The organism is Hyalangium sp. (genome assembly GCF_045802625.1).
Lineage (GTDB): Bacteria > Myxococcota > Myxococcia > Myxococcales > Myxococcaceae > Hyalangium.
Genome location: NZ_JBJMQP010000004.1, coordinates 17266 through 38129, shown reverse-complemented (window position 1 = coordinate 38129; position 20864 = coordinate 17266). Strand labels below are relative to the sequence as shown.

The following is a 20864-nucleotide window of genomic DNA, read 5'->3' as shown; positions in this document are numbered from 1 at the left end:
CTTAGCTGACTGAGGGGCGGCCTCCGGGCCGCCCCTCTTCTTTTTCAGGGAACTCCAGCCGTGAGGGAGCCAGGCGCGGAACCACCGCCCGGGACACCTCAGAAGGGCCAGCGCGACTTGCGCAGCAGCGCGGTGGCCTCGGCGTTCTTCGGATCCAGCTTGAGCACGGCCTCGAGGTGGCGCTTGGCCAGGTTGCCGGCCTTGCCCTCGAGCAGCACCTGGGCGAGCAGGATCCGGTAGGCCACGTTGTCCGGCGCCACATCCACGGCGCGCTGGGCGTGGACGCGCACCTCGTTCCACTCCAAGCCGAGCGCCTTGGCCGTCTTGGCGGCGCGGAAGGCCGCCTCGGAGCCCTGCGGATCCAGCGAGGACGCCTTCCGGTAGCACTCCAGGGCCTTGGGGAGATCATGCTGCTTCTCCAGCTCGAACCCTCGCTGCAGCTCCACCTTGGAGCGCTGCTCGTCATGCTTCTTGCGGACATCGGCCAGCATCCCCGCGGCCTCGCGGTTCTTCGGATCCAGGCTGGCGAGCTGGTTCAGATCGGCGAAGGCCTTCTCGAAGTCTCCGCGCGCGATGGCGGCCTTGCTGCGAGTCATCAGCTCGGAGAGCCGGTGGGTGCGCGCCAGGTAGGGGTGGCGGGAGAGCCGCTCCTGACGCTCGGCGCGGCGCTCCTCATCGCCCACCATGGGCACGTCCGGCTCCGAGGGCACCGGCGCGGCCACCGAGGCGGCTCCGCCTCGCAGCCGAGGGTTGGCGCGAAGGTAGGCCTCGCGCTTCTCCGGATTGGAGAGGACGGAGTGCGCCTCCGAGATGCGGCGGAAGATGCGCTCGATGCGCGCCCGGAAGCTGCCCAGGTTCATCCCCGAGTAGCGATCGGGGTGGTAGCGCAGCGCCGCCTCGATGAACGCCTGCTTCACGTCCTCGACGGGGGCGCCGGGCTTCAGCCCCAGGAGGGCGAAGTGGTCCTTGCCCTCCTGGGCCTTCTCCAGATCGATGATCTCTTTCTGACGAGCGGGATCGAGATCCACCAACTCAGGCATGGCGACACTTTCAGGCAGGGGTGAGCACGCGCTCTAGGATGCGCAGGCCCTCGTCCAGCTCCTCGCGGGTGACGATGTATGGCGGGGCGAAGCGCACGGTCTTCTCGCCAGCGGCATTCACCAGCAGGCCCTGCTCGCGGCAGCGGGCGATGACCGGCGCGGCCTCCTGGTTCAGCTCGATGCCCATGAGCAGGCCGCGGCCGCGCACGTCCTTGACGATCGTGGGCAGCCGGGACTGCAGCTCGCGGCCCCGGACGAGGAAGTACTCGCCCTTCTCCTGGACATCTCGCAGCACCTGCGGATCGCGGATGTAGCGGAGCACCACGTTGGCGGCGGTGGCGGCCACCAGGTTGCCGCCGAAGGTGGAGCCGTGCGTGCCGGTGGGGAGGCTCTTGCCGGCCTCCTCGGAGCAGAGCATGGCGCCAATGGGCAGGCCGTTGCCGAGCGCCTTGGCCACGCTGATGGCGTCCGGGAGGATCCCCTCGTGCTGGAAGGCGAAGGGCTTGCCGGTGCGGCCGAGGCCCGTCTGCACCTCGTCCACCATCAGCAGCAGGCCGCGCTCATTGCACAGCTCGCGCAGGGCCTTGAGGAAGCCCTGGGGCGCGGTGCGCACCCCACCCTCGCCCTGGATGGGCTCCACGAGGATGGCGGCGGTGCTGGGGCCCACGGCCTTGCGCACGGCCTCCAGGTCTCCGTAGGGGACGTGGACGAAACCGGCGGGCAGCGGCTCGAAGCCCTTGTGGTACTTGGGCTGGCCGGTGGCGGTGACGGTGGCCAGGGTGCGGCCGTGGAACGAGTTGTGGAAGGAGATGAGCTCGAAGCGCTCGGGGGTGCCGCGATCCTTCATCACCTTGCGCGCCAGCTTGATGAGGGCCTCGTTGGCCTCCGCGCCCGAGTTGCAGAAGAAGGCGCGCGGCAGCCCGGACAGCGTGGCGAGCTGGTCGGCCAGCTCGATGGACGGCTCCGAGTAGAAGACGTTGGAGACATGCCAGAGCGTGTCCACCTGAGCCTTCACGGCGGCGACGACCTCCGGGTGGCAGTGGCCGAGCGCGCACGTGGCGATGCCACCGAGCAGATCCAGATACTCGCGGCCATCGGCGTCCCACACGCGCACGCCCTTGCCGCGCACCAGGACGATGGGCTGCTGCTTGTAGTTCTGCAGCAGGTGGGCCTTGGCCTTCTCGATCCACACCTCGTTCTGGGTGCGAGGCGCTGCGGGAGTGGACTCGGCCTTGATGGAGCTCGTGGGCGTGGTGGGAGGCGTCGGCACGGCAGGTTCCTCTCGTGGGGCGGCGCGAGGCCGCGGAGGCCGCCTCCAACGAGGCAGCCCGGGGGTGAAGGCTACAAGATGTAGCGAGAGAGATCCTCGTCCTGAACGAGGGCGCCCAGGCGCTCGCGGACGTAGGCGGCGTCAATGCCCAGGGTCTTGGGCCCCATCTCGCTGGCGGTGAAGGACACCTCATCCAGCAGGCGCTCGAGGACGGTGTGGAGCCGCCGGGCTCCGATGTTCTGGGTGCGATCGTTGGCCACCTGGGCGATGCGGGCGATCTCGTCCAGCGAGTCGTCGGTGAAGGTGAGCTGCACGCCCTCAGTAGCCAGCAGCGCGGTGTACTGGCGGATGAGCGAGTTCTTGGGCTCCTTGAGGATGCGCACCAGATCCTGGCCGCTCAGGGGCTCCAGCTCCACGCGGATGGGGAAGCGGCCCTGGAGCTCGGGGATGAGATCGCTGGGCTTGGAGACGTGGAAGGCGCCCGCGGCGATGAAGAGCATGTGGTCCGTCTTCACCTGCCCGTACTTGGTGTTGACGGTGGAGCCCTCGACGATGGGGAGGATGTCGCGCTGGACGCCCTCGCGAGACACGTCCGGGCCTTGGCCCTTGCCACCCTCGCGGCTGGCGATCTTGTCGATCTCGTCGATGAAGATGATGCCGCTGGACTCGGCGCGGACCAGCGCGTCGCGGTTCACCCGATCGTTGTCCACCAGCTTGGAGGCCTCCTCCTGCTGAAGGAGCTGGAGGGCCTCGGGCACGCGCACCTTGCGGCGCTTGGTGCGGTTCATGCCCGGCATGTTCTTGAAGAGGTCCTGCAGGTTGACGCCGACCTCCTCCATCCCATGGCCCGTGAAGTTGCGCAGGAACATGGGGTTGCTGTCGGACGTCTCCACCTCGACGTGCTGGTCATCGAGCGTGCCCGCGCGGAGCTGGGCGCGGAGCTTCTCGCGCTCACTGTCTCCCAGCCGGGAGGCGGGCTGCGGCGAGGACGGCTGAAAACCGAACGGCGGCGCGGAGGCAGTCCTGGGCGCGCTGCCGGCGAGCAGCTCCATGAGCCGATCCTCGGCCAGCTCCAGGGCCCGAGGCTTCACCTTCTCCGTCTCCTCCTCGCGCACCAGGGCGATGGCGGCCTCGACGAGATCGCGCACCATGGACTCGACGTCGCGGCCCACGTAGCCGACCTCGGTGAACTTGGAGGCCTCCACCTTGACGAAGGGCGCCTGGGCGAGCTTCGCCAGCCGGCGGGCGATCTCCGTCTTCCCCACGCCGGTGGGGCCGATCATGATGATGTTCTTGGGGTGGATCTCCTCGCGCAGCTCGTCCGAGACGCGCTGGCGGCGCCAGCGGTTGCGCAGGGCGATGGCCACGGCACGCTTGGCGGCGTTCTGCCCGACGATGTAGCGGTCCAGCTCGCTGACCACCTCGCGGGGAGTGAAGGCGGGCATCTTTCGGGATTCGGCCACGGGCGGGGGCTCCTAGAGCTCTTCGAAGGTGACGTGCGAATTGGTGTAGACGCAGATGTCCGCGGCAATCGCCATGGCGTGCGTGGCGACGTCGCGAGCGGACAGGTGGGTATGGGTCATCAAGGCCCGCGCGGCGGCGAGCGCGTAGTGGCCCCCGCTGCCCACGGCGGCGATGCCATGGTCCGGCTCGATCACATCCCCCGAGCCCGAGAGGATGAAGGTCTTCTCTCGATCCGCGACGATGAGCAGGGCCTCCAGGCGGCGCAGGAAGCGGTCGGTGCGCCAGTCCTTCCCGAGCTCCACGCAGGCGCGAGCCAGGTTCTTCTGGTGCTCCTTGAGCTTGGCCTCGAAGCGCTCGAAGAGGGTGAAGGCGTCGGCGGTGCTGCCAGCGAAGCCAGCGACGACCTGGCCGTCGCCGATGCGGCGCACCTTCTTCGCGGTGTTCTTCATGATCGTCTTGTCGAGGCTGACCTGTCCGTCGCCCGCGATGACGACCTTCCCCTCGCGCCGCACACAGAGAATGGTGGTGCCGTGGAACATGGTCTGAGGGGTTTAACAAGGCGGAGAGCGGGTTTCCAAGGAAGACCGCCCGCCTGTCCGGCCCCTCACCTTCGGGTCTCCCGAGGCAGGGGCCGCGCATAGATGCCCAGGTGGGTGGCCACCACCCGCTCCCACCCGGCGATGCGGAAGTTCGTCGGAGTGTTGACCACGAGGAGATGCCCCGGGGCATCCTGCCTCACGAGCGTGGCCGAGCCCCCGCCATCAAGCTGAATCCCCGTCTGGGCGCCCTGCTTCACCAGGAGGTTCGTCGCCTCCTCCAGCGTGAGGCCCTCGCTGTAGGCGGGCTGTTTTCCATCCACCAGGAGCAACAGCAGGTAGCGGCCCGTGGCATCAACGCCGGCCAGCATGCGCGGGTACGGCACCTTGTTGAATCCATCCTCCGAGAACGCCACCGGCGCCCCGTCTCGAACGACGTAGCCCAGGCCCGAGACCGCCTGCCACACCTCGCCCGAGGGCTGATCGAAGCTGACGCGGTGATCCCGTGACAGGTACAGCGTGACCAGGTCCTTGGCCGGGTTGCCGTAGACGCTCCCCCGGGAGGCCGCCCTGCCGACGATGTGCACCGGGTCCCCCAGGTGGGGCTCGTAATCGAGCGGGTGGTTGCTGCGAAACGGATAGAAGTAGTTCGCGTTGATCGCGAGCTGAACCCCGTGCCGCGCCGCGAACCCGCTCGTCGTATCAGCGAACACCTCCCCCGCGGCCGAGGGCTGCCCGGGCGTCACCAGGAAGTCGATGCCGGGCTCCTGCAGATCCACCCTCACCACATGCGCCACGACGGGGCGCGGCTGCTGGAACACCCACCGCTCGTACCGCACGCCCGCGAACCACTCCTCGCGCACGGGCTCGGGCTGGCGACGGTGCGTGAACCAGAACCAGTATCCCCCCACCCCGCACCCGATGACTCCCAGCAGCACCAGCGCGAGGCCCGCGGAGAACCGAAGCCACGCACGCACTCGCCACCGGAGCAGCACACCGAGGCCCACCGCGATCACCAGCGCGGAGAGAGCCAAGAGCGGTGCGCCCAGCCAGGGTTTCATGCTCTGTCCTCGAATGCTGGACTCAGTGCTTCCTTCACATGCCATACCGATTCACGGCGTCATGACGATCGCAGGCGAGCACGTTACACTTCCTTCCCGGCGCGAGCCCCCTGCAGCCCCGGAGAACACCGCACCCATGTCCCAAGACCGGCGGAGATACCCGCGGTACCTCCTGCACCTGCCCGTCACGCTTCACTGCGGAGGCAAGGAGTTGAAGGCCGAGGTCATCAACGCCTCGGCGGGAGGCTGCCTGCTGCGCATGACGGACCCGCTGTCGCCAGGCGATGTGCTCGAGGCCAGCATCCCCGAGCTGACCATCCCGCGCAGCCGGCTGATCGTCGTGCGCTGCCAGGCCGTTCCCACCGGCTACATGGTGGCGATGTCCTTCGAGGCCTTGCTGACCGACGATGCGGCGATTCGTCAGCTCTCGAAGGATCGGCAAGGGCCGTCCGATCCTTCGCTGCTGCACTGACGCCCACCGGACGCGCTCTAGTACGAAGAACTCGCCGTTCGGCAAGCAGTTTCCGACGTGGAAGCTGTGGGTTTGCGACCACGCGCCTCCGGGCAACGTCGTTGGGCAGGAGCCCTATTGAGCCGCACATCCAGGATCGCGGTGACGCTTCCTCGCCGATCACGATACATTCCGGCTGACGTACCCGCCGTCCCTTCCCTTTTGCGGACGCGTCAGGAGAGCACATCGTGTCTCAGCCAGAGCGGCGCAGGCATCAACGCTACCCCTTGCGTCTGCCCATCAAGGTCCACTACCGCGACCAGGAGCTGTCCGCCGACATCATCAACGCCTCGGCCAGCGGCTGCCTCCTTCAGATGGGGATATCGGTCGAACCGGGCGAGACGCTCGAGGTGAGCATCCCTCAGCTCAACATGCCCAAGGCCAAGCTGGTCGTTGTCCGCAGCGAGTCCAGCAGCTCCGGCTTCATGGTGGCCACCGTCTTCGACTCGCAGATGGCCGACGAGCCTTCCCTCAGCCGGCTCTCCAGCGAGAAATCGGAACCGCCCGGGGGAGGCTCCACGCCTCCCACCACCAAGTAACCCCTCCCGCGAGCCAAGATCCAAGGGTTACCCTCACTTCCAATATCCAGTTGGAAGCGAAGGATCCATTTTCAATGGAAACCGGACTTGCCGGATTTCCCAATTATCCCAAGGAAAATCAATGGTTCCCCAGGGTTCTTGAATTCTTGGTGTTTGACGCTGACAGAAAAATGCGGTACTCATTGAATCTGTTAGTCCGAGCCCGTGGTCTCTCGAGAAGTCACGGGAACCAGAGAATGGCGGGGAGCGAAACAGGGGCGCGGGCCTTTAGCGCCAGTAGGGTTTCCGAGGAGGGAGCACCATGAAGAGGGTCATGCAGCATCTGGCGGAGCAACAGCAGACGTTTGCTGTCTCTCCGTTCGTGACCTTCTTATTGGACGCGAGCTTTTCTCCGCAGGATCGCCTGCGTTTCCTCCCGTGTGTGGCGCCGCTGGTGAGCGGCTCCACCGAGCTGGCCGCCAGCCTCCTGGATCCCGACGCCCCCGCGCAGCAGCCGCACACCGAGAGCCCCTACTGGGCCCCGTTCCTCAAGGATCTGCAGCTGCTGGATCTGCACTCCATCTCGGACTTCAACTCCATGCTGCAGCTGCTGTGGGGTGAGGACTGCGGCCCGGTGCGCGAGGTGCTCTACGACTTCATCGCCCTGGCCCGCTCCGCCTCGCCCATGCGGCGGCAGATCCTGCTGATCGCGCTCAAGGCCGTGGGCCACGTGAGCGTGATGGCCCTGGATCAGATCGCCCGCGAGTTCGAGGCCTGCACCCGCAAGCACCTGGTCTGCCCGCAGGCCCTGCGCACGCAGCTCGAGATGGATCTCTGGAGCTTCGCCGCTGAGCTGGACCTGATGCCGGAGATGGAGCAGCAGGCCCTGGCCGACATCGACACGGTGTTCTCGCTGACCAACGAGGTGGCTGATCACCTGCTCGAGTACGTCATGCGCTGGTTCGCGGACCAGGAGAAGGCCAGCGAGCCGGTGGCCATGGCGGGCATGATCTCCGCGATGACGTTCCAGGAGTTCGGCACCTCGCGCATCGAGGCGCTCTGCAAGGCGGCGGGCTTCACCTCCGTGGACACCCAGAAGGTCCAGTGCTACTTCACCTTCATGACGCAGTCCTGGGGCTCTCGCCGCGTCGGGGAGGCGTCGCCCTGGAAGTCGGACATCTCGGACGATCACACCCCCTTCGAGCTCTCCATCGCGCTGGAGGGCAGCCGCCCGGAGATCCGCTTCCTGATCGAGGCGCAGAATACCCCCACCACCCTGCAGTCGAGCTGGGATGACGGGATCGCCCTCAACGAGCGCCTGAACCAGAAGTTCGGCCTCTCGCTGGATCACTTCAACCGGGTGAAGGAGCTCTTCGAGCCGCGCAATCCGCAGGCGCGCTTCTCGCTCTGGCACGCCTTCTGCCTCAAGCCGGACGGCCGCGCCGAGGTGAAGGTCTACCTCAACCCGCAGGCGCAGGGCCCCGAGCACGCCAACGCCATCGTCGAGGAGGCGCTGCACCGGCTCGGCTTCGCCAACGCCTGGCGGTTCCTCACCCAGGTCGTCATGCGCCGGGGCGTGCAGGATCAGGTCCTCTACTTCTCGCTGGACATGGGCGGCCAGGACGTCTCCCGCGTGAAGATCTACGTGTCCCACCGGGACGCCACCCCGCAGGACATCGAGTACGCGCTGTCTCACGCCCGGGAGTACTCGGAGGGCGAGGCGCGGGCCTTCTGCGAGGCGATTCAGGGAGACAATGATCGCTTCTCGGCGCCGCGCGCCACGCTGACGTGCTGGGCCTTCACCTCGGACGACGACGCCCGTCCGTACAGCGCCACGCTGCACTGCCCCATCCGCTGCTACGCCGACAATGATCGCGATGCGCTGCGCCGCATCCGCGCGGTGCTGTCTCCGAAGAGCCACGCGGTGCTCGACCGGTGCGTATGGGCGCTGGCCAACCGTCCCCTCGAGGCCGGCGTGGGGCTGATCCAGTGGGCCTCCATGCGCCGCGAGGGCGGCCGGGTGCGCACGACGTTCTATCTGGCCACCGAGGCCTATGGCACCGAGGAGCCGCGCAAGTCCGTCTCTCACCGCGTCCACGTGCCCGACGTGCTCAACGCCGAGATCTTCCAGCTCAGCGCCTGAGCCCGCGTCGAGCCGGCGGCCTCTCGCGGCCGGCTCCGTTCGCTCACCGCTCTCCTGCCCCGGCTACGAGCCGATCGCAGCCCCTGATGAAGCCCACACCCGGGGGTTGATGAGGCCGTGGATCCGCATGTACTCCATGAACCCCTCGCCCATGTCGATGATGAGCTCGAACACCCTCGCGACCAGGGCGCAGGCCTGCTCCACCTGCTCGGGCGTCAGCACAATCTCCGAGAGCTTCTGTTCGACGTTCTCGGTCCCCATCGCGTGACCGCTCTCGAGGTCGAGGTGCGCCTCGCCGAAGTAGTAGAGCCGCAGCCCCGTGAGCTGATGGAACTCCGCCGCGGTCTGGTTGTACCGCTTGAAGCCTACGTTCCCCGCCGCCTCGATGGCCTCCACGATGGCCATCCGCATGACGGGGCTCGCCGAGGCGATCAGGGCGGTCAGGCCATAGAGGATCTGGCGCGACCTCCGGCTCTCCTCGCTCCACAGCAGCTTGAGCGCGCCCGAGAGGTTCAGCGAGGTATCCAGCCCCAGCGTCTTGAGATCCCTCAGGAACATGCCGAAGTGGTGATCATCCTCCTGGGTGTGGGTGTTGATCACTTTCTGAAGGGGATCCTGGGACGCCTCGTCGCGCAGCACGTACTTGTTGAGGTCCGCGAAGCCCATCACGAACGGAGCCATGCAGGGCACGAAGCTGAAGCGCGAGCCCGGATGAATGCTCTGGTCCCGAATGAACGCCAGGAAGCGGGAGGCATCCTGCTCGCGCTTCTTCTGTTCGATGAACTCCAGGACCCGCTTCATGGACTTCCTCTTCCGTGAAAAACCCGGGAGAAAGGAAATCCGCCCTATCCGCAAAAGTCAACTAGAGTGGCGCTCACGCCATGAGCGCGACGGCCTCATTCTCCTGCGATCTGCTCTCTCCCGAGCTCTGCATTGATCCCCACCCGCTGCTGCACCAGCTGAGGCGCGAGGCCCCCGTCTACTGGAGTCCGCAGCTCAACGGGTGGCTCCTGACACGCTTCGAGGACATCTCCCTGGTGCTGAAGGATCCGCGCTTCACCTCCGCGAGCACCACGGGGCGAATCGCCAGGATGCCGGAGGAGCAGCGCGAGCAGCTGCGCCCCTTGAAGGACTCCGTCACCCTCTGGATGGGGCACACGCGCCGGGAGGACCACCAGCGCTTCCAGCACCTGCTCAAGAAGTACTTCTCCCAGCGCACCGTGGAGCAGCTCCGGCCGAAGGCGCAGGCCCTGGCGGACAGGCTGCTCGATCCCGTCCAGGCCCGCGGGGAGATGGACTTCGTGCACGACGTCGCCCACTCGTTCTCCGCGGGCATGATCGCCGAGATGCTGGGCACTCCGATTGACGACATCGCGAAGCTGCAGCGGTGGTCTCGCAACATCAACCTGCTCTTCCGCGCCCTCGACTTCGAGGGGCTGATGCAAGTCCAACGAACCGTGCTGGAGATGGGCGAGTACCTGAAGCACTTCGTGGACGCCCGCCGGCAGCAGCGGCAGGAGGACCTGATCAGCATCCTGCTCGACGCGCAGCTCGAGGGGGCCATCCACAGCGAAGACGAGATCATCGCCAACTGCATCCTGCTGCTGTCGGCGGGCCACGAGACGACGGCGAGCATGCTGAGCAACGGGCTGCTCCTGCTGCTCCAGCACCGCGACCAGCTGGAGCGGTTGAAGCACGAGCCGGAGCTGTACCCCTCCGCCATCGAAGAGATCCTGCGCTTCGACACCCCCGCGGCGACGCTCAGCCGACTCGCGCTCCAGGATGTCCCCCTCGGCGGCGCCACCATCCAGGCACACCAGACGGTCTACGTGGCGCTGTCCGCGGGGAACCGGGACCCAGCGATCTTCCCCGAGCCAGATCGCTTCGACATCACCCGGCGGTTCGGCAGGCAACTGTCCTTTGGCTATGGGATCTCCTACTGCCTGGGAGCGCCGCTGGCCCGCATGGAGGCCCAGGTCTGCTACAGCACGCTGTTGCGCCGCATGCCAGGCCTGAAGCTGAGCTCCCAGGTGCCGGACTGGCTGCCCCTGCCTCCGCTGTGGCGCAACCTGTCGTCGCTCCGGCTGACCTTCTAACCCGCTGGGAGCTACTTCCAGGACACGTGATAGGTGCAGCTATTGCCGCCACGAGACCGGCAGCTCACCTTGTCGTGCGTCGCGGTCGCCGTGGGCTTGAAGAGCTGCGCGGTCGCGGTCACCAACCCCTGATCGAAGGCGCAGGGGTACGGGTTGTCCGCCTCGCACGTGAGGCTGGTGGGCCCCGTGGAGGTGTACCGGTAGTGACCGATTCCCTCCGTCATGGCCCCGGTCTTCACGTCGAACATCGGCTTGTCGTGGAAGCCGTGGTTGATGTGGTAGCCCGCATCCAACGTCCCGAACGCGCTGTGGACGTCGACGACGTTGGGCGGAAACACCGAGTTCTTGGGGATGTGCAGGCCCACCTGCCGCAGCGTGAAGTCGCCGAACTCCGCGTGGATGCGATCGAAGGCACGCAGGAAGCGATCGAGCGGGTACCACGCGGTCCGCTTGAACTGGACCATCAAGTTGGCGTCCGGCGTACCAATGCCCTCGTCCAGCAGCATCTTGCTCGCAATCAGCGTGAAGGTGCCGAACCCCTGCATGATGCTGTGAAGATTGGCTCCAAGAACCTGGAACTCTTTTAAGTCATTCTTATTCCACATTCCCCTGCTCCTCACGATGAACCTGGCCGTCTGACCCAGCCAGAGACTCGGTTAGCATGTATTCCTAGCTCCCCACAGGACGAGATACTCCCTCATGCAAGCTCGGCTGAATCTGCTGGCACCCGAGGTCCGTGCGAACCCTTTTCCCTTCTATGCCGAGTTGCGGCGCCGTGCACCGGTCTGCCAGATCGACCCTGGAGGCCGCTGGGCGATCACTCGCTACGAGGACGTGATGTACGTCCTCAAGAACCCGAAGCTCTTCTCCTCGGGGGCCATCCGAAAGTCCACACAGCCGGCCTGGCTGGGGCGTCACAACCCGTTCTCGGAGTCCATGTTCGTCATGGATCCGCCAGAGCACGGCCGGCTGCGGAATCTGGTGAGCCGGGCCTTCACGCCTGGAGTCATCTCCCGGCTGGAAGAGCGCATCCGGGCCTTTGCCCGGGAGCTCGTCACCGCGCTGCCCGTGGAGCGCTCGGTGAACTTCGTCGAGGTGTTCGCCCAGCTTCTGCCGGCGCGAACCATCGGCGAGCTGCTCGGGCTGGATGCCTCGCTGCACTCGCGCTTCAAGGACTGGTCGGACGATATCGTCAGCATTGGCTCCATCTCGCCGGAGGATACGGCCCGGCATGCCGAGGTGCGGGCCAACATCGCCGAGATGGAGCAGCACCTGGAGTCCGTGCTGGCGCAGCGCCGTGCGAACCCCGGCCAGGATCTGATGAGCGAGCTGCTCCGCGTCCGGGTCGACGGGGAGGCCCTCACGCACCGGGAGCTGATGGCCTTCTTCTTCATGCTGTTGGTGGGGGGGCTGGAGACGACGGTGCACGTGCTGGGGCACAGCGCGCGGATGCTGATGGAGCGTCCGGAGCACATGGAGCGGCTGCAAGCGGACCGCTCCCTCATCCCTCGTTTCGTGGAGGAGATGCTGCGCTACGAGCCGCCCCTGCACGGCGCCGTGCGGCTGACCACCGCCGAGGTGGAGCTGGCGGGTGTCCGCCTGCCTCCGGGCGAGGTCATCTTCGCGGTGCTGGCCTCCGCCTGCAGGGACGAGGCGTACTGCCCGGACGGAGAGCGCTTCGACATGAACCGCTCAGGGCAGCAGAACCTGGCCTTCGGCCATGGCGCTCACTTCTGCCTGGGCGCGGCCCTGGCCCGGCTGCAGGTGCGCGTGGGCCTGGAGGAGCTGCTCGCGCACTGCCGCAGGCTCACGCCGGGAGAGGGTCCCATCGAGTGGAACGCCTCCATGATTGCCCGCGGGCCCACCCGCTTGCCGGTGGTGCTTCACCGGACGTGAGCCTGGAGCTCAGGCCGCGACGCGGAAGGCGGGGACCACCGGGTGGCGAGGCTCCAGGCCGCGCCACTGACGGAACTCCGCCTTCGCCACGCCCATGGCACCGCTGGCGACGGCGCGGATCCACGAGCGCCCCGTCACCTTCTCGATGAACTGGTGCATCTTCCGGCGGTCCTGGAACATGGGCAGCAGCTGCGCCGGATCATTGCTGTTCTCGACGAAGGCATTGGCCAGCAGCTGCGGGCCGCTGTAGTTGTCGAAGCGCCCATCGCTGCCGTACTGGGCGAAGAGCAGATCCTTCACCGCGCTGGTGGGCCCCTCCAGCAACATGTTGTTGGCCGTGTAGGTCGAGTACCCGTGGCGGGCATAGAAGCGCTCGAAGGTGTTCGTCATCCACTCGGCGTCGAAGGGCTGCTCCCCGTGCGCGGCGACGCACTCCACGAAGTTGCGCACCATCTTGTTGCCGTTGTTGGCACCCTGGCCGCCAATGGGATCCAGGGACATGGCCGTGTCGCCCAGGCACGCCACCAACCGGCCCGACTCCAGCCGGCCCACGGGCTTGCGCACCGTGGGCGAGAACTTGCCCACCTGCCAGCCGAGGCGATCCGACAGCTCGGAGTTCTTCATCCACTCGTAGTCCCACGGCATGAAGTCGCGGACCACGCCCTTGACGATCTCCAGCAGCTGATCGCCGGTGGTGATGCCCTCGAAGCGGTCCATCGGCCCGCCCGGAATCGCCTCGAAGACCAGGTTCCAGCTGGCCCCCGCATCCTTGTGGTAGTAGGGCACCCAGAAGCCCTCGCCCACGCCGGCAATGACGTTGTGCTTCACCGGCAGCAGGGGGATGCCGTCAAAGCCCATGGCAGGCCCCTTGATGCACACCATGGCCAGGTGACGCTTCGGCTTGTCATACACGCTGCGAGCCGCGTCGCGCTCGAACAAGCGGCACATGTCCCCGCGGCCCGTGGCGATGACCGTCAGATCATGCTCCGCGGCGATCTGCTCCAGGCGCGCCAACGAGACGTTCTCAATCTCGAGCCGGCCTCCGCGCTTGACCAGCTCGTGCATCCACGAATGGCTCTGCAGCCGCAGATCGATGGCCAGGAAGGGCCGCTTGAGCCGCCCGGAGACGGTGAGCATGCGGTTGCCCGGCGCGGGGCACAGCGTGATGTGGGCGCCATCTCCCCAGGGCGCGTCGTTCTCCCAGGAGCCGAGGCCCAGCTCGTGCTCGAACTGCAGCGCCATGTCAAAGCGCGTCGCCGTCCCCGTGGGCTTGCTCTCGTTCAGCCACTGCTCGGGGGACCGGTCCGAATAGAGGGTGACCCGGTTACCGCCTTTCAACAAACCATGCGCAGCGAGGAGTCCTGCCTGTCCGGAGCCAATGATGGCGATGCTGCGCATGGTGCCCTCCTAGAGTTTTACGTGAGATCGAAGGTGCAGAGTGGCGGATGCCAAAGTCGCGCGGGCCGGCGCGTGCATGCTCGGTTTTGCAACCACCATGCCCCTGCCCCGAACTGAAGAGGCAGGGAGCTCCACTATCCGTACTTTTTACCTGAACTGAACTTATCCGTTCCGCACGGAGCCTCAGAAGGGAAAAACGCCTCGGCTCTTTGACCGATCTTGAGCACCGGGAACACCTAGCTCCACGGCTAAACTATTAAGTCATGTTTTACGCTTGTTCAAGTGGAAGGCGGATCAGCGACTTTTTCGGTGTCGCTCTCACCTCACCCAATGAGGTCATTCCAGACCACGGGTGTCTTCGATGACCCACATGGGTGCCCCTGGATTCGCTGCTGTGAAGGGTCGATCCACCCTCGCCAGCCCCCGGATCTAGGGTGGAATTGACCCGCCACCTGCGCTCAGAAGCAAGCAAGCGATGGGGTGGATCACGCCCTGGGGTGCGCCTGATCGTAGATCTGCTGGAGCTGCTCCACGGTGACGTGCGTGTAGCGCTGGGTCGTGGAGAGGCTGGCGTGCCCCAGCAGCTCCTGGATGCTGCGGATGTCCGCGCCGCCTCCTAGCAGGTGCGTGGCGAACGAGTGGCGCAGGGCGTGGGGGCTGACCTTCCGAGCCAGGGCGAGCTTCACCACGTAGGTGTCCAGGTGGCGCGCGATGCTGCGCGGGGTGAGCCGCCCTCCCTTGTAGTTGAGGAAGAGCGCGTCCGGATCCTGGCCCGGCCGAGGCGTGGCCAGCAGCTCGCCCCGCCGCGCCAGGTACGCCTCGAGCGCGCGGATGGACTGGGCGTTCACCGGGCAGAGGCGCTCCTTGCTCCCCTTGCCCATGACTCGGACGATGCGCCCGCCGCGGTCCACGTCCAGCAGGTTCAGCCCGCACAGCTCGCTGATGCGCAGGCCGCCGCCGTAGAGGATCTCCAGGATGGCCTTGTCTCGCAGGCCCAGCACCGTCTTCAGCGAAGGCATGTCCAGGATGGCGAACACCTCGTCCACCGGGAGCACCTTCGGCAGGCTCTTGGGCAGCTTGGGGCTCTTCACCAGCTTGGCGGGGCTGGCCGACAGCAGCTTCTGGCGCACCAGGTACTTGTAGAAGGACTTGATGCTCGCCAGCCGCCGCCCCCGGCTCGACGGGGCGTGATCCACCGCCAACGTGCCCAGGTAGCCGCGGATGGCCGCATGCGTGCCCGCCAGCAGCGTGAGCTTCATCCGCTCCACGAGGTACTTCTCGAAGTCGACGAGATCGATCAGGTAGTTCCGCACCGTGTGCGGCGACGCGCCCTTCCCGTCCACGAGGTGGGCCCGGAACTGCTCCAGCAGCGGTGACAGCGACTCCATGGACCGCAGCGTAGACGGACCCGCGCCACCCGCAAGCTTCCTCGCGACGTCCGGGCTCAGGCGGCGATGAGGCGCATCAGGCGCGGCTCGATGTACTTCGAGTTCTGAGCGCGCATCGGCAGGACGTTGGAAGCCGCGGCGGGGGCCACCGGCATGCCCAGGTTCGCCGAGGCGAACAGCTTCTCGGCCACCGGGCGGCTGGCCTGCATGCGCTCGGCCTTCTGGGTGAAGGTGAACATGTGCACCACGCCCGGGCGCACCACGTAGAACTGCAGCTGGGCCAGCTTCACGCCCCGGACCACGTGCGTGTACTCGCGCAGGAAACCGGCCAGCGTGCCGAAGGTGGCGGTGCGCTCACCCACCAGCTCGAACTGCTCGGTCGAGTTCTTGATGGACGCCAGCATCCGCGCCGCGAACTGGGGGGGCGTCTCGCGGGGGCGCAGCTGCTCGGAGGTGTACGCCAGGCTGCTGCGGAACCCATCCTCCACCGGACCGGCCGCCACGATCTGCGTCGCATCCGACCAGCCATCCGGCAGGGACATCTGCAGGTTGCCGTACTGCATCGTGCGCGCGTTCATGGGGGAGACCTCGGTTTCGACGGGTTCGCTGTGCTCACCACACTCACCGTGGCGGGCTTACATACACATTATCTCACCATGTAGTCTAAAGTTGCCTACGAGATCACCTTGCAGGACAAGAACCCTCATTCCCACGAAATAAGAGGGTTTTGCTGGAATCTTTCAGAGGGGCTCAAGGCGTCGCGGGGGCGGCGTACACTCCGGGTTTGGCCCCCTGGGTCACCAGGTACACCGCGTGGGAGTCCCCCGTCCCGGCGAAATAGGCCGGAATTTGTACCCGCTGATCCAGCGTCTTCCGCGCCTTGCTCTTCACGTCGTACACGCCCACGTCGTAGGTGTCCGAGTCCGTCCGGGCGTAGGTGACGAGGAAGCGCTTGCCGTCGCTGGAGAGCTTGTAGCTGAAGACGCCCTGGAGCCAGGTGACCGGCTCGGCGTGGGCCTGCATCAGATCGAGCGCCTTGAAGTCACAGGCCCGGCCCTCGCGCACGCAGTTGGTGCGGAAGAAGACCTCGTTGTTGCCCGGGGTGAAGCCGTAGCCGAACACGCCCGCCTGGATCTTCTCGGCCTTCTCGCCGCCCACCGGGTAGAGCATCAGGTCCACCGAGTACACGGGCTTGAGGAAGCGCGAGAGGAACGCCACGTACTTGCTGTCCGCGCCCCAGGTGAAGTTGGGGACCCGGTCGCCCACGCGCTGGGTGGCTCCGTCCGGCAGCGTCACCACGGCCATCAGGCCCGCTCGCGCGGACTGATCGTACTTCTCCAGGAAGCCCAGGGCCTGCGAGTCCGGCGAGAAGGAGAACTCCTCCACCCGCTCGCCCACCTTGCGCCCCGCGCTGCCGTCGGCCGGGCCCACGAAGAGATCCCCGAGCAGCTCGGGCTTGCCATTCTCCGTGCGCGCCAGCCACTTGCCATCCTTGGAGAAGCTGAACGTCTTCGTCCCCGTGGAGACCTTGCGCGGCTTGAGGTCCGCCACGTTGGCGATGAAGAGATCGTACATGCCGCGCTCGGCCTCGCTGCGCACCTGCCAGGCCACGTGCATGCCATCCGAGGACACCTCGTAGTCGCCCACGTAGTCCCCCAGCTTGCGCGGGGCCTCGGGCTTGGCCAGCGACGCCGCGGCCAGCCCGCCCGCGGCCACCAGCCGGCGCCGGAAGAACAGCGTCTTGCCGTCCGGGGTGAACTCGGCCGTGGACACCTCGCCCGCCACGTCCTTGAAGGGCCCGCCCGGCAGCGGCCCCAGCTTCAGCACGCCGTTGTCCACGAAGGCCAGCAGCTTCCCGTCGGGGCTGGGCAGCATGTACGTCACCTGCTCGCCCAGCTTCAAAGGGTCCGCCGTGGGCTCGGTGAGCGAGAGCACGTGCAGCGCGCCCGACTGGTTCGCCGGGTTGTAGCCGTTGAGGAAGAGCAGGTAGTGCGAGTCCTTCGAGAACAGCAGCCCGCCCGGCACGTTGGTGACGCCCTGCCCCACCTTGCGGTCCGCGCCGCCCGTCACCGGCACCACGTGCAGCTCGCCCAGCAGCATCTGCGGAGGAATCCCATCCAGCCGCGGCTTCTTCGCCTCGAGCAGGTAGCTGGCGAACTGGCCATCCGGCGACACGCGCAGGTCCGCCGCCACGCCGGGCGCCAGCAGCGTCCCCATCCCGCCCACGCCAGCCTTGCTGCTCACGGTCGCCGCGCCGCTGCCTCCGCTCCCGCCGCCTCCGGAGGAATCCCCGCGCTTGCATCCCACCACCGAGAGCGCCGCGAGCGCTCCCACCACCACAAGTCGCCGAAGCTGCATCATGCGCTCCTCTGAGCCGACTGCGGGACGGCCACGCCGGGCAGCCAGGAGGCCAAGTCCTCCTGGGCCCGCGCCGAGTACCGCGCCCGCTTGTCCTGCTTCTTCACCCGCCCGGCCAGCGGCGGGAACAGGCCGAAGATGACGTTGGAAGGCTGGTGCGGATGGTCCGGCGGGTGCGCCTCGCCCGTCACGTGCCGGTAGAGCGAGCCCAGCGCCGTGGTCGCCGGCGGCGGGATGAACTCGCGCCCCTCCAGCCGGGCGCTCAGCGCCAGCGCCACCAGGGCGCCACACGCCGTGGACTCCACGTAGCCCTCCACGCCGGTGATCTGCCCCGCGAAGAACAGCCGCCGCTCCGTCTTCAGCGACAGATCCTTGTCCAGCAGCCGCGGCGAGTCGATGAACGTGTTGCGGTGGATCTGCCCCATCCGCAGGAACTCGGCCTCCTTCAGGCCGGGGATGCAGGCGGTGAAGATGCGCTTCTGCTCGCCCCAGGTGAGCCGCGTCTGGAAGCCCACCATGTTCCACGACGTGCCCGCCCGATCCTCCATGCGCAGCTGCACCACCGCGTACGGGGACTGGCCCGTGCGCGGGTCCGTCAGCCCCACCGGCTTCATCGGCCCGAAGGCCAGCGTGTCGTCTCCGCGATCGGCCATCACCTCAATCGGCAGACAGCCTTCGAAGTATTTAGGTTCCTCGAAAGCGTGCGGCGTCAGCTTCTGGCCCGCCTTCACCTCGGCGATGAAGCGGTAGTACTCCTCCCGCGTCATCGGCAGGTTCAGGTAGTCGTCCCCATCACCCTTGCCGTAGCGGCTCTGCCGGAAGGCAATCGACATGTCGATCGAGTCGCCCGAGAGGATCGGCGCGATCGAGTCGTAGAAATAGAGCTTCTGCCCCACGTGCCGCTCCAGCTCGCCCGTGAGCGCCTCCGAGGTCAACGGCCCCGTGGCCACCACCACCAGGCCCTCCGGAAGCTGCTCCACCTCGCCGTGCACCACCTCCACCAGCGGGTGCCCATGCACCGCCTGGGTGATGGCCTCCGAGAACTTCTCCCGGTCCACCGCCAGCGCATCCCCCGCCGGCACCCGGTGCGTGTCCGCGCTGCCGAGGATCAGCGAGCCCAGCGCGCGCAGCTCCGCGTGCAGCAGCCCAATGGCGCTCTCCGGGTTGTCCGAGCGCAGCGAGTTGGAGCACACCAGCTCCGCGAGCTGATCCGTCTTGTGCGCCGGCGAGCGCTTGTGCGGCTTCATCTCCCGGAGCGTCACCGGAATCCCCCGCCGAACGAGCTGCCAGGCGCACTCACTGCCCGCCAGCCCGCCCCCAATCACCGTCACTCGCGGCTTCGCTTCGGCCATCACGTACTCCCCGTGGGGCCATGTCCTGGCCCGTCCGAAAACAGTTAGCAGGACTGCCCGCCCCTTCCCAGCAGGGAAAAAGCGCCGGGAAGTCGACCCGTTGGCTGCCTGAACCCGGCTGCCCGCCTGCCCTCCTGCCCAGCAGTGCCGTCACAACCGGGCTCCGGTTTCCCTACCTCGGAGGCACCCCTACGTTTCACCCGTTCGTCGCTCGGTCACACCACCCGGGCGAGCGCGGTACCACTTTGGAATGGAGCCAGTCAGGCCATGAGTCGAGCCAACGAGCTGCAGAAGATCCGGGAGATCCTCCAGCGTCGGCGCCGGGAGATTCTCAGTGCGAATGCAGGCGCCCATCGTGAGCTGTCGGCCCTCAAGAACCAGGAGCGCGATCCCGAGTACGAGGAGAATGCCCAGGCCGAGCTCGCCGACTACACGCTCTCCAGCCTGATGGAGGCCCAGCGCCGGGAGATCATGCTGATCGACGCCGCGCTGCGTCGCATGGACACGGGCGTCTTCGGGGACTGCGTGGACTGCGGCTACGAGATTCCGCTCGAGCGCCTGGAGGCCCTGCCCTTCGCCATCCGCTGCGAGGAGGACGCCACCCGGCACGAGCTCGAGACGCGCGGGGGCCACGCCAGCGCGCCGACCATCTAGCCTCGGTCTGACTGTCAGACCGGTTGGCCTGGAGCGCCCGGCCCGCCTGGCGCTCCGCCTACTGCCCGCCCTCTTCCTTCTTGAGCACCACGAAGCGGTAGTTCTCCAGCTCGTTCTGGCCCGCGGTGTAGAGGACGGTGAGGAGCAAGTCGTAGGGGACCTTCTTGTCCCCGATCACCGACAGCTCCCTGTTGAAGGGCGCCGCCGGGTTGCGCTCGGCGATGTACTTCAGCTTCTCCACTTCCTTCTTGAGCGCCGCGTCCAGCGGCACCACGAGCCGCCCCTGGAGCTGGTCGGCCGGCACCTGCCCGTTGTTCAGGCGCAGCACTTCCTTGTCCCCCACCATGATGTTCTTGGGGGTGATGGTGACAGCCACCGTGTCCTTGGGCGAGGCGTGGGTGGAGGACACCGGCGGCCGCACGTCCTCGGACGCGGTAATGGCCGCCGACGACGAGGCGAAGGACTTGAGCAGGAACACCAGGAGGATGGTCATCATGTCCATCATCGCGGTGATGTTCAGCTCCTTGATCTCGCCAGCGGCCTCGCGCTCCTTGCGCTTCTTGCGCGCCAGGGCCTTGCGGAAGCGCATCCGCTGAATGCGCTCCTCCTGCTCGGGCGTCAGCACCGCCGGGGCTTCCACCTCGGCCGCCGTGCTCACAGCGCCCCCAGGGTGACGTCCGGGAACAGCAGGTGGTGCTCCTTGCCCTGGGTCTCGCGGCACGCGTCCATGGTGGCGATCAGCGCCTCGTACTGCACGTCCGAGTCCGCCGCGATGATGACCTTGGTCTCGTTGGGGAAGGCCTGCTTGATCTCCAGCATCTTGGCGTTGAGCGCCTCGTAGTCATACGTGCCATCCGCCTTGATGGGGATGGTGGGCGCGCCGGCCTCGCCGAGGATGGCGTTCTCGCTGTTGATGAACAGGCCCTTCTTGGAGATCAGCACGCTGAGCGTGAGCTTGGGCTGCTCCGGGTTGTCCTGCTGCACGCCCGCCGACGGCCCGCCATAGCTGGGCGCGCTCACGTTCAGGATGCCGAACGAGGCCAGGCCCGTGATCGACAGCAGCATGAAGAGGATCAGGTTCATGAGGATGTCGAGGTAGGGGACGATGTTCAGCTCCCCGACTTCCTCTTCCTCACGAACCTTCAGCTTGCGGCGCGAGAAGTAGAACGCCATGCGTGG

General features: G+C 67.0%; 20 protein-coding genes and 1 pseudogene. 7 read left to right on the top strand and 14 right to left on the bottom strand.

Going from position 1 to position 20864, the window contains the following annotated elements:
- Positions 1-98: 98 nt before the first annotated feature.
- The 5 genes from ACJ8AT_RS00570 to ACJ8AT_RS00550 all read right to left on the bottom strand — a co-directional run bounded on the left by ACJ8AT_RS00570 (position 99) and on the right by ACJ8AT_RS00550 (position 5371).
- Complete coding sequence (locus ACJ8AT_RS00570; protein ID WP_407735537.1) at positions 99-1040, bottom strand: DnaJ domain-containing protein; 942 nt, start codon at positions 1038-1040, stop codon at positions 99-101.
- Positions 1041-1050: 10 nt separating this feature from the next.
- Positions 1051-2277, bottom strand: coding sequence for an acetylornithine transaminase (locus ACJ8AT_RS00565; protein WP_407735563.1), 1227 nt, complete (start codon positions 2275-2277; stop codon positions 1051-1053).
- A gap of 104 nt (positions 2278-2381) precedes the next feature.
- Positions 2382-3773, bottom strand: coding sequence for an ATP-dependent protease ATPase subunit HslU (gene hslU, locus ACJ8AT_RS00560; protein WP_407735536.1), 1392 nt, complete (start codon positions 3771-3773; stop codon positions 2382-2384).
- A gap of 12 nt (positions 3774-3785) precedes the next feature.
- On the bottom strand, positions 3786-4313 hold the full coding sequence (gene hslV / locus ACJ8AT_RS00555) for an ATP-dependent protease subunit HslV (RefSeq protein ID WP_407735535.1): 528 nt from the start codon (positions 4311-4313) through the stop codon (positions 3786-3788).
- A gap of 65 nt (positions 4314-4378) precedes the next feature.
- Positions 4379-5371, bottom strand: coding sequence for a phosphodiester glycosidase family protein (locus ACJ8AT_RS00550; protein WP_407735534.1), 993 nt, complete (start codon positions 5369-5371; stop codon positions 4379-4381).
- Positions 5372-5507: 136 nt separating this feature from the next.
- Here ACJ8AT_RS00550 and ACJ8AT_RS00545 point away from each other — a divergent pair, with 136 nt between their 5' ends.
- From ACJ8AT_RS00545 to ACJ8AT_RS00530, 4 genes and pseudogenes are all read left to right on the top strand, one after another.
- Positions 5508-5843 carry a PilZ domain-containing protein gene (locus tag ACJ8AT_RS00545; protein WP_407735533.1) on the top strand — a complete coding sequence of 112 codons (336 nt, stop codon included), beginning with the start codon at positions 5508-5510 and terminating at the stop codon, positions 5841-5843.
- 22 nt (positions 5844-5865) lie between these two features.
- Positions 5866-5964, top strand: a pseudogene (locus tag ACJ8AT_RS00540) (scp-like family protein); the annotation flags it as partial.
- Between the two features lie 106 nt (positions 5965-6070).
- On the top strand, positions 6071-6421 hold the full coding sequence (locus ACJ8AT_RS00535; RefSeq protein WP_407735532.1) for a PilZ domain-containing protein: 351 nt from the start codon (positions 6071-6073) through the stop codon (positions 6419-6421).
- Positions 6422-6722: 301 nt separating this feature from the next.
- Positions 6723-8543 (top strand): tryptophan dimethylallyltransferase family protein, encoded by a 1821-nt coding sequence (locus tag ACJ8AT_RS00530; RefSeq protein WP_407735531.1) that lies wholly within the window; start codon positions 6723-6725, stop codon positions 8541-8543.
- A 63-nt stretch (positions 8544-8606) separates the two neighbouring features.
- Here ACJ8AT_RS00530 and ACJ8AT_RS00525 read toward each other — a convergent pair whose 3' ends face one another.
- Positions 8607-9344, bottom strand: a complete 738-nt coding sequence (locus ACJ8AT_RS00525; RefSeq protein WP_407735530.1) for a hypothetical protein — start codon at positions 9342-9344, stop codon at positions 8607-8609.
- Positions 9345-9424: 80 nt separating this feature from the next.
- Between ACJ8AT_RS00525 and ACJ8AT_RS00520 the strand changes: the two genes are divergently transcribed.
- The gene (locus tag ACJ8AT_RS00520) at positions 9425-10639 is read left to right on the top strand and encodes a cytochrome P450 (protein WP_407735529.1); all 1215 of its coding nucleotides are present in this window, start codon (positions 9425-9427) and stop codon (positions 10637-10639) included.
- 11 nt (positions 10640-10650) lie between these two features.
- Here ACJ8AT_RS00520 and ACJ8AT_RS00515 read toward each other — a convergent pair whose 3' ends face one another.
- Positions 10651-11244 carry a hypothetical protein gene (locus tag ACJ8AT_RS00515; RefSeq protein ID WP_407735528.1) on the bottom strand — a complete coding sequence of 198 codons (594 nt, stop codon included), beginning with the start codon at positions 11242-11244 and terminating at the stop codon, positions 10651-10653.
- 94 nt (positions 11245-11338) lie between these two features.
- Here ACJ8AT_RS00515 and ACJ8AT_RS00510 point away from each other — a divergent pair, with 94 nt between their 5' ends.
- Positions 11339-12535: a cytochrome P450 gene (locus tag ACJ8AT_RS00510; protein ID WP_407735527.1), complete on the top strand. Its 1197-nt coding sequence runs from the start codon at positions 11339-11341 to the stop codon at positions 12533-12535.
- A gap of 9 nt (positions 12536-12544) precedes the next feature.
- Here the strand turns inward: ACJ8AT_RS00510 and ACJ8AT_RS00505 are convergent, their stop codons facing one another.
- The 5 genes from ACJ8AT_RS00505 to trmFO all read right to left on the bottom strand — a co-directional run bounded on the left by ACJ8AT_RS00505 (position 12545) and on the right by trmFO (position 19031).
- Positions 12545-13933, bottom strand: a complete 1389-nt coding sequence (locus ACJ8AT_RS00505) for a styrene monooxygenase/indole monooxygenase family protein (RefSeq protein WP_407735526.1) — start codon at positions 13931-13933, stop codon at positions 12545-12547.
- 485 nt (positions 13934-14418) lie between these two features.
- A complete protein-coding gene (locus tag ACJ8AT_RS00500; RefSeq protein WP_407735525.1) occupies positions 14419-15321 on the bottom strand; it encodes a tyrosine recombinase XerC in 903 nt (300 codons plus the stop codon).
- Positions 15322-15377: 56 nt separating this feature from the next.
- Positions 15378-15899, bottom strand: coding sequence for a DcrB-related protein (locus ACJ8AT_RS00495; protein WP_407735524.1), 522 nt, complete (start codon positions 15897-15899; stop codon positions 15378-15380).
- A gap of 172 nt (positions 15900-16071) precedes the next feature.
- Positions 16072-17682, bottom strand: coding sequence for a gliding motility protein (locus ACJ8AT_RS00490; protein WP_407735523.1), 1611 nt, complete (start codon positions 17680-17682; stop codon positions 16072-16074).
- Complete coding sequence (trmFO, locus tag ACJ8AT_RS00485) at positions 17679-19031, bottom strand: methylenetetrahydrofolate--tRNA-(uracil(54)-C(5))-methyltransferase (FADH(2)-oxidizing) TrmFO (RefSeq protein WP_407735522.1); 1353 nt, start codon at positions 19029-19031, stop codon at positions 17679-17681. The genes ACJ8AT_RS00490 and trmFO overlap by 4 nt, the downstream gene beginning before the upstream one ends.
- A gap of 267 nt (positions 19032-19298) precedes the next feature.
- Here trmFO and ACJ8AT_RS00480 point away from each other — a divergent pair, with 267 nt between their 5' ends.
- Positions 19299-19685 carry a TraR/DksA family transcriptional regulator gene (locus tag ACJ8AT_RS00480; RefSeq protein ID WP_407735521.1) on the top strand — a complete coding sequence of 129 codons (387 nt, stop codon included), beginning with the start codon at positions 19299-19301 and terminating at the stop codon, positions 19683-19685.
- Positions 19686-19743: 58 nt separating this feature from the next.
- On the opposite strand, the gene ACJ8AT_RS00475 is transcribed toward ACJ8AT_RS00480, so the two are convergent.
- Both ACJ8AT_RS00475 and ACJ8AT_RS00470 read right to left on the bottom strand, forming a co-directional pair.
- Positions 19744-20274 carry an ExbD/TolR family protein gene (locus ACJ8AT_RS00475; protein WP_407735562.1) on the bottom strand — a complete coding sequence of 177 codons (531 nt, stop codon included), beginning with the start codon at positions 20272-20274 and terminating at the stop codon, positions 19744-19746.
- Between the two features lie 65 nt (positions 20275-20339).
- Positions 20340-20858, bottom strand: coding sequence for an ExbD/TolR family protein (locus tag ACJ8AT_RS00470; RefSeq protein WP_407735520.1), 519 nt, complete (start codon positions 20856-20858; stop codon positions 20340-20342).
- Positions 20859-20864 lie beyond the last annotated feature (6 nt).

Bases quoted from the DNA above. Each gene is read 5' to 3' on its own strand.
- ACJ8AT_RS00480 (WP_407735521.1), top strand. From the start codon at position 19,299: ATGAGTCGAGCCAACGAGCTGCAGAAGATCCGGGAGATCCTCCAGCGT.
- ACJ8AT_RS00505 (WP_407735526.1), bottom strand. From the start codon at position 13,933: ATGCGCAGCATCGCCATCATTGGCTCCGGACAGGCAGGACTCCTCGCT.
- trmFO (WP_407735522.1), bottom strand. From the start codon at position 19,031: ATGGCCGAAGCGAAGCCGCGAGTGACGGTGATTGGGGGCGGGCTGGCG.
- ACJ8AT_RS00520 (WP_407735529.1), top strand. From the start codon at position 9,425: ATGAGCGCGACGGCCTCATTCTCCTGCGATCTGCTCTCTCCCGAGCTC.
- ACJ8AT_RS00475 (WP_407735562.1), bottom strand. From the start codon at position 20,274: ATGCGCTTCCGCAAGGCCCTGGCGCGCAAGAAGCGCAAGGAGCGCGAG.
- ACJ8AT_RS00510 (WP_407735527.1), top strand. From the start codon at position 11,339: ATGCAAGCTCGGCTGAATCTGCTGGCACCCGAGGTCCGTGCGAACCCT.
- hslV (WP_407735535.1), bottom strand. From the start codon at position 4,313: ATGTTCCACGGCACCACCATTCTCTGTGTGCGGCGCGAGGGGAAGGTC.
- ACJ8AT_RS00525 (WP_407735530.1), bottom strand. From the start codon at position 9,344: ATGAAGCGGGTCCTGGAGTTCATCGAACAGAAGAAGCGCGAGCAGGAT.
- ACJ8AT_RS00545 (WP_407735533.1), top strand. From the start codon at position 5,508: ATGTCCCAAGACCGGCGGAGATACCCGCGGTACCTCCTGCACCTGCCC.
- ACJ8AT_RS00490 (WP_407735523.1), bottom strand. From the start codon at position 17,682: ATGATGCAGCTTCGGCGACTTGTGGTGGTGGGAGCGCTCGCGGCGCTC.
- ACJ8AT_RS00495 (WP_407735524.1), bottom strand. From the start codon at position 15,899: ATGAACGCGCGCACGATGCAGTACGGCAACCTGCAGATGTCCCTGCCG.
- ACJ8AT_RS00470 (WP_407735520.1), bottom strand. From the start codon at position 20,858: ATGGCGTTCTACTTCTCGCGCCGCAAGCTGAAGGTTCGTGAGGAAGAG.
- ACJ8AT_RS00570 (WP_407735537.1), bottom strand. From the start codon at position 1,040: ATGCCTGAGTTGGTGGATCTCGATCCCGCTCGTCAGAAAGAGATCATC.
- ACJ8AT_RS00500 (WP_407735525.1), bottom strand. From the start codon at position 15,321: ATGGAGTCGCTGTCACCGCTGCTGGAGCAGTTCCGGGCCCACCTCGTG.
- ACJ8AT_RS00530 (WP_407735531.1), top strand. From the start codon at position 6,723: ATGAAGAGGGTCATGCAGCATCTGGCGGAGCAACAGCAGACGTTTGCT.
- ACJ8AT_RS00515 (WP_407735528.1), bottom strand. From the start codon at position 11,244: ATGTGGAATAAGAATGACTTAAAAGAGTTCCAGGTTCTTGGAGCCAAT.
- ACJ8AT_RS00550 (WP_407735534.1), bottom strand. From the start codon at position 5,371: ATGAAACCCTGGCTGGGCGCACCGCTCTTGGCTCTCTCCGCGCTGGTG.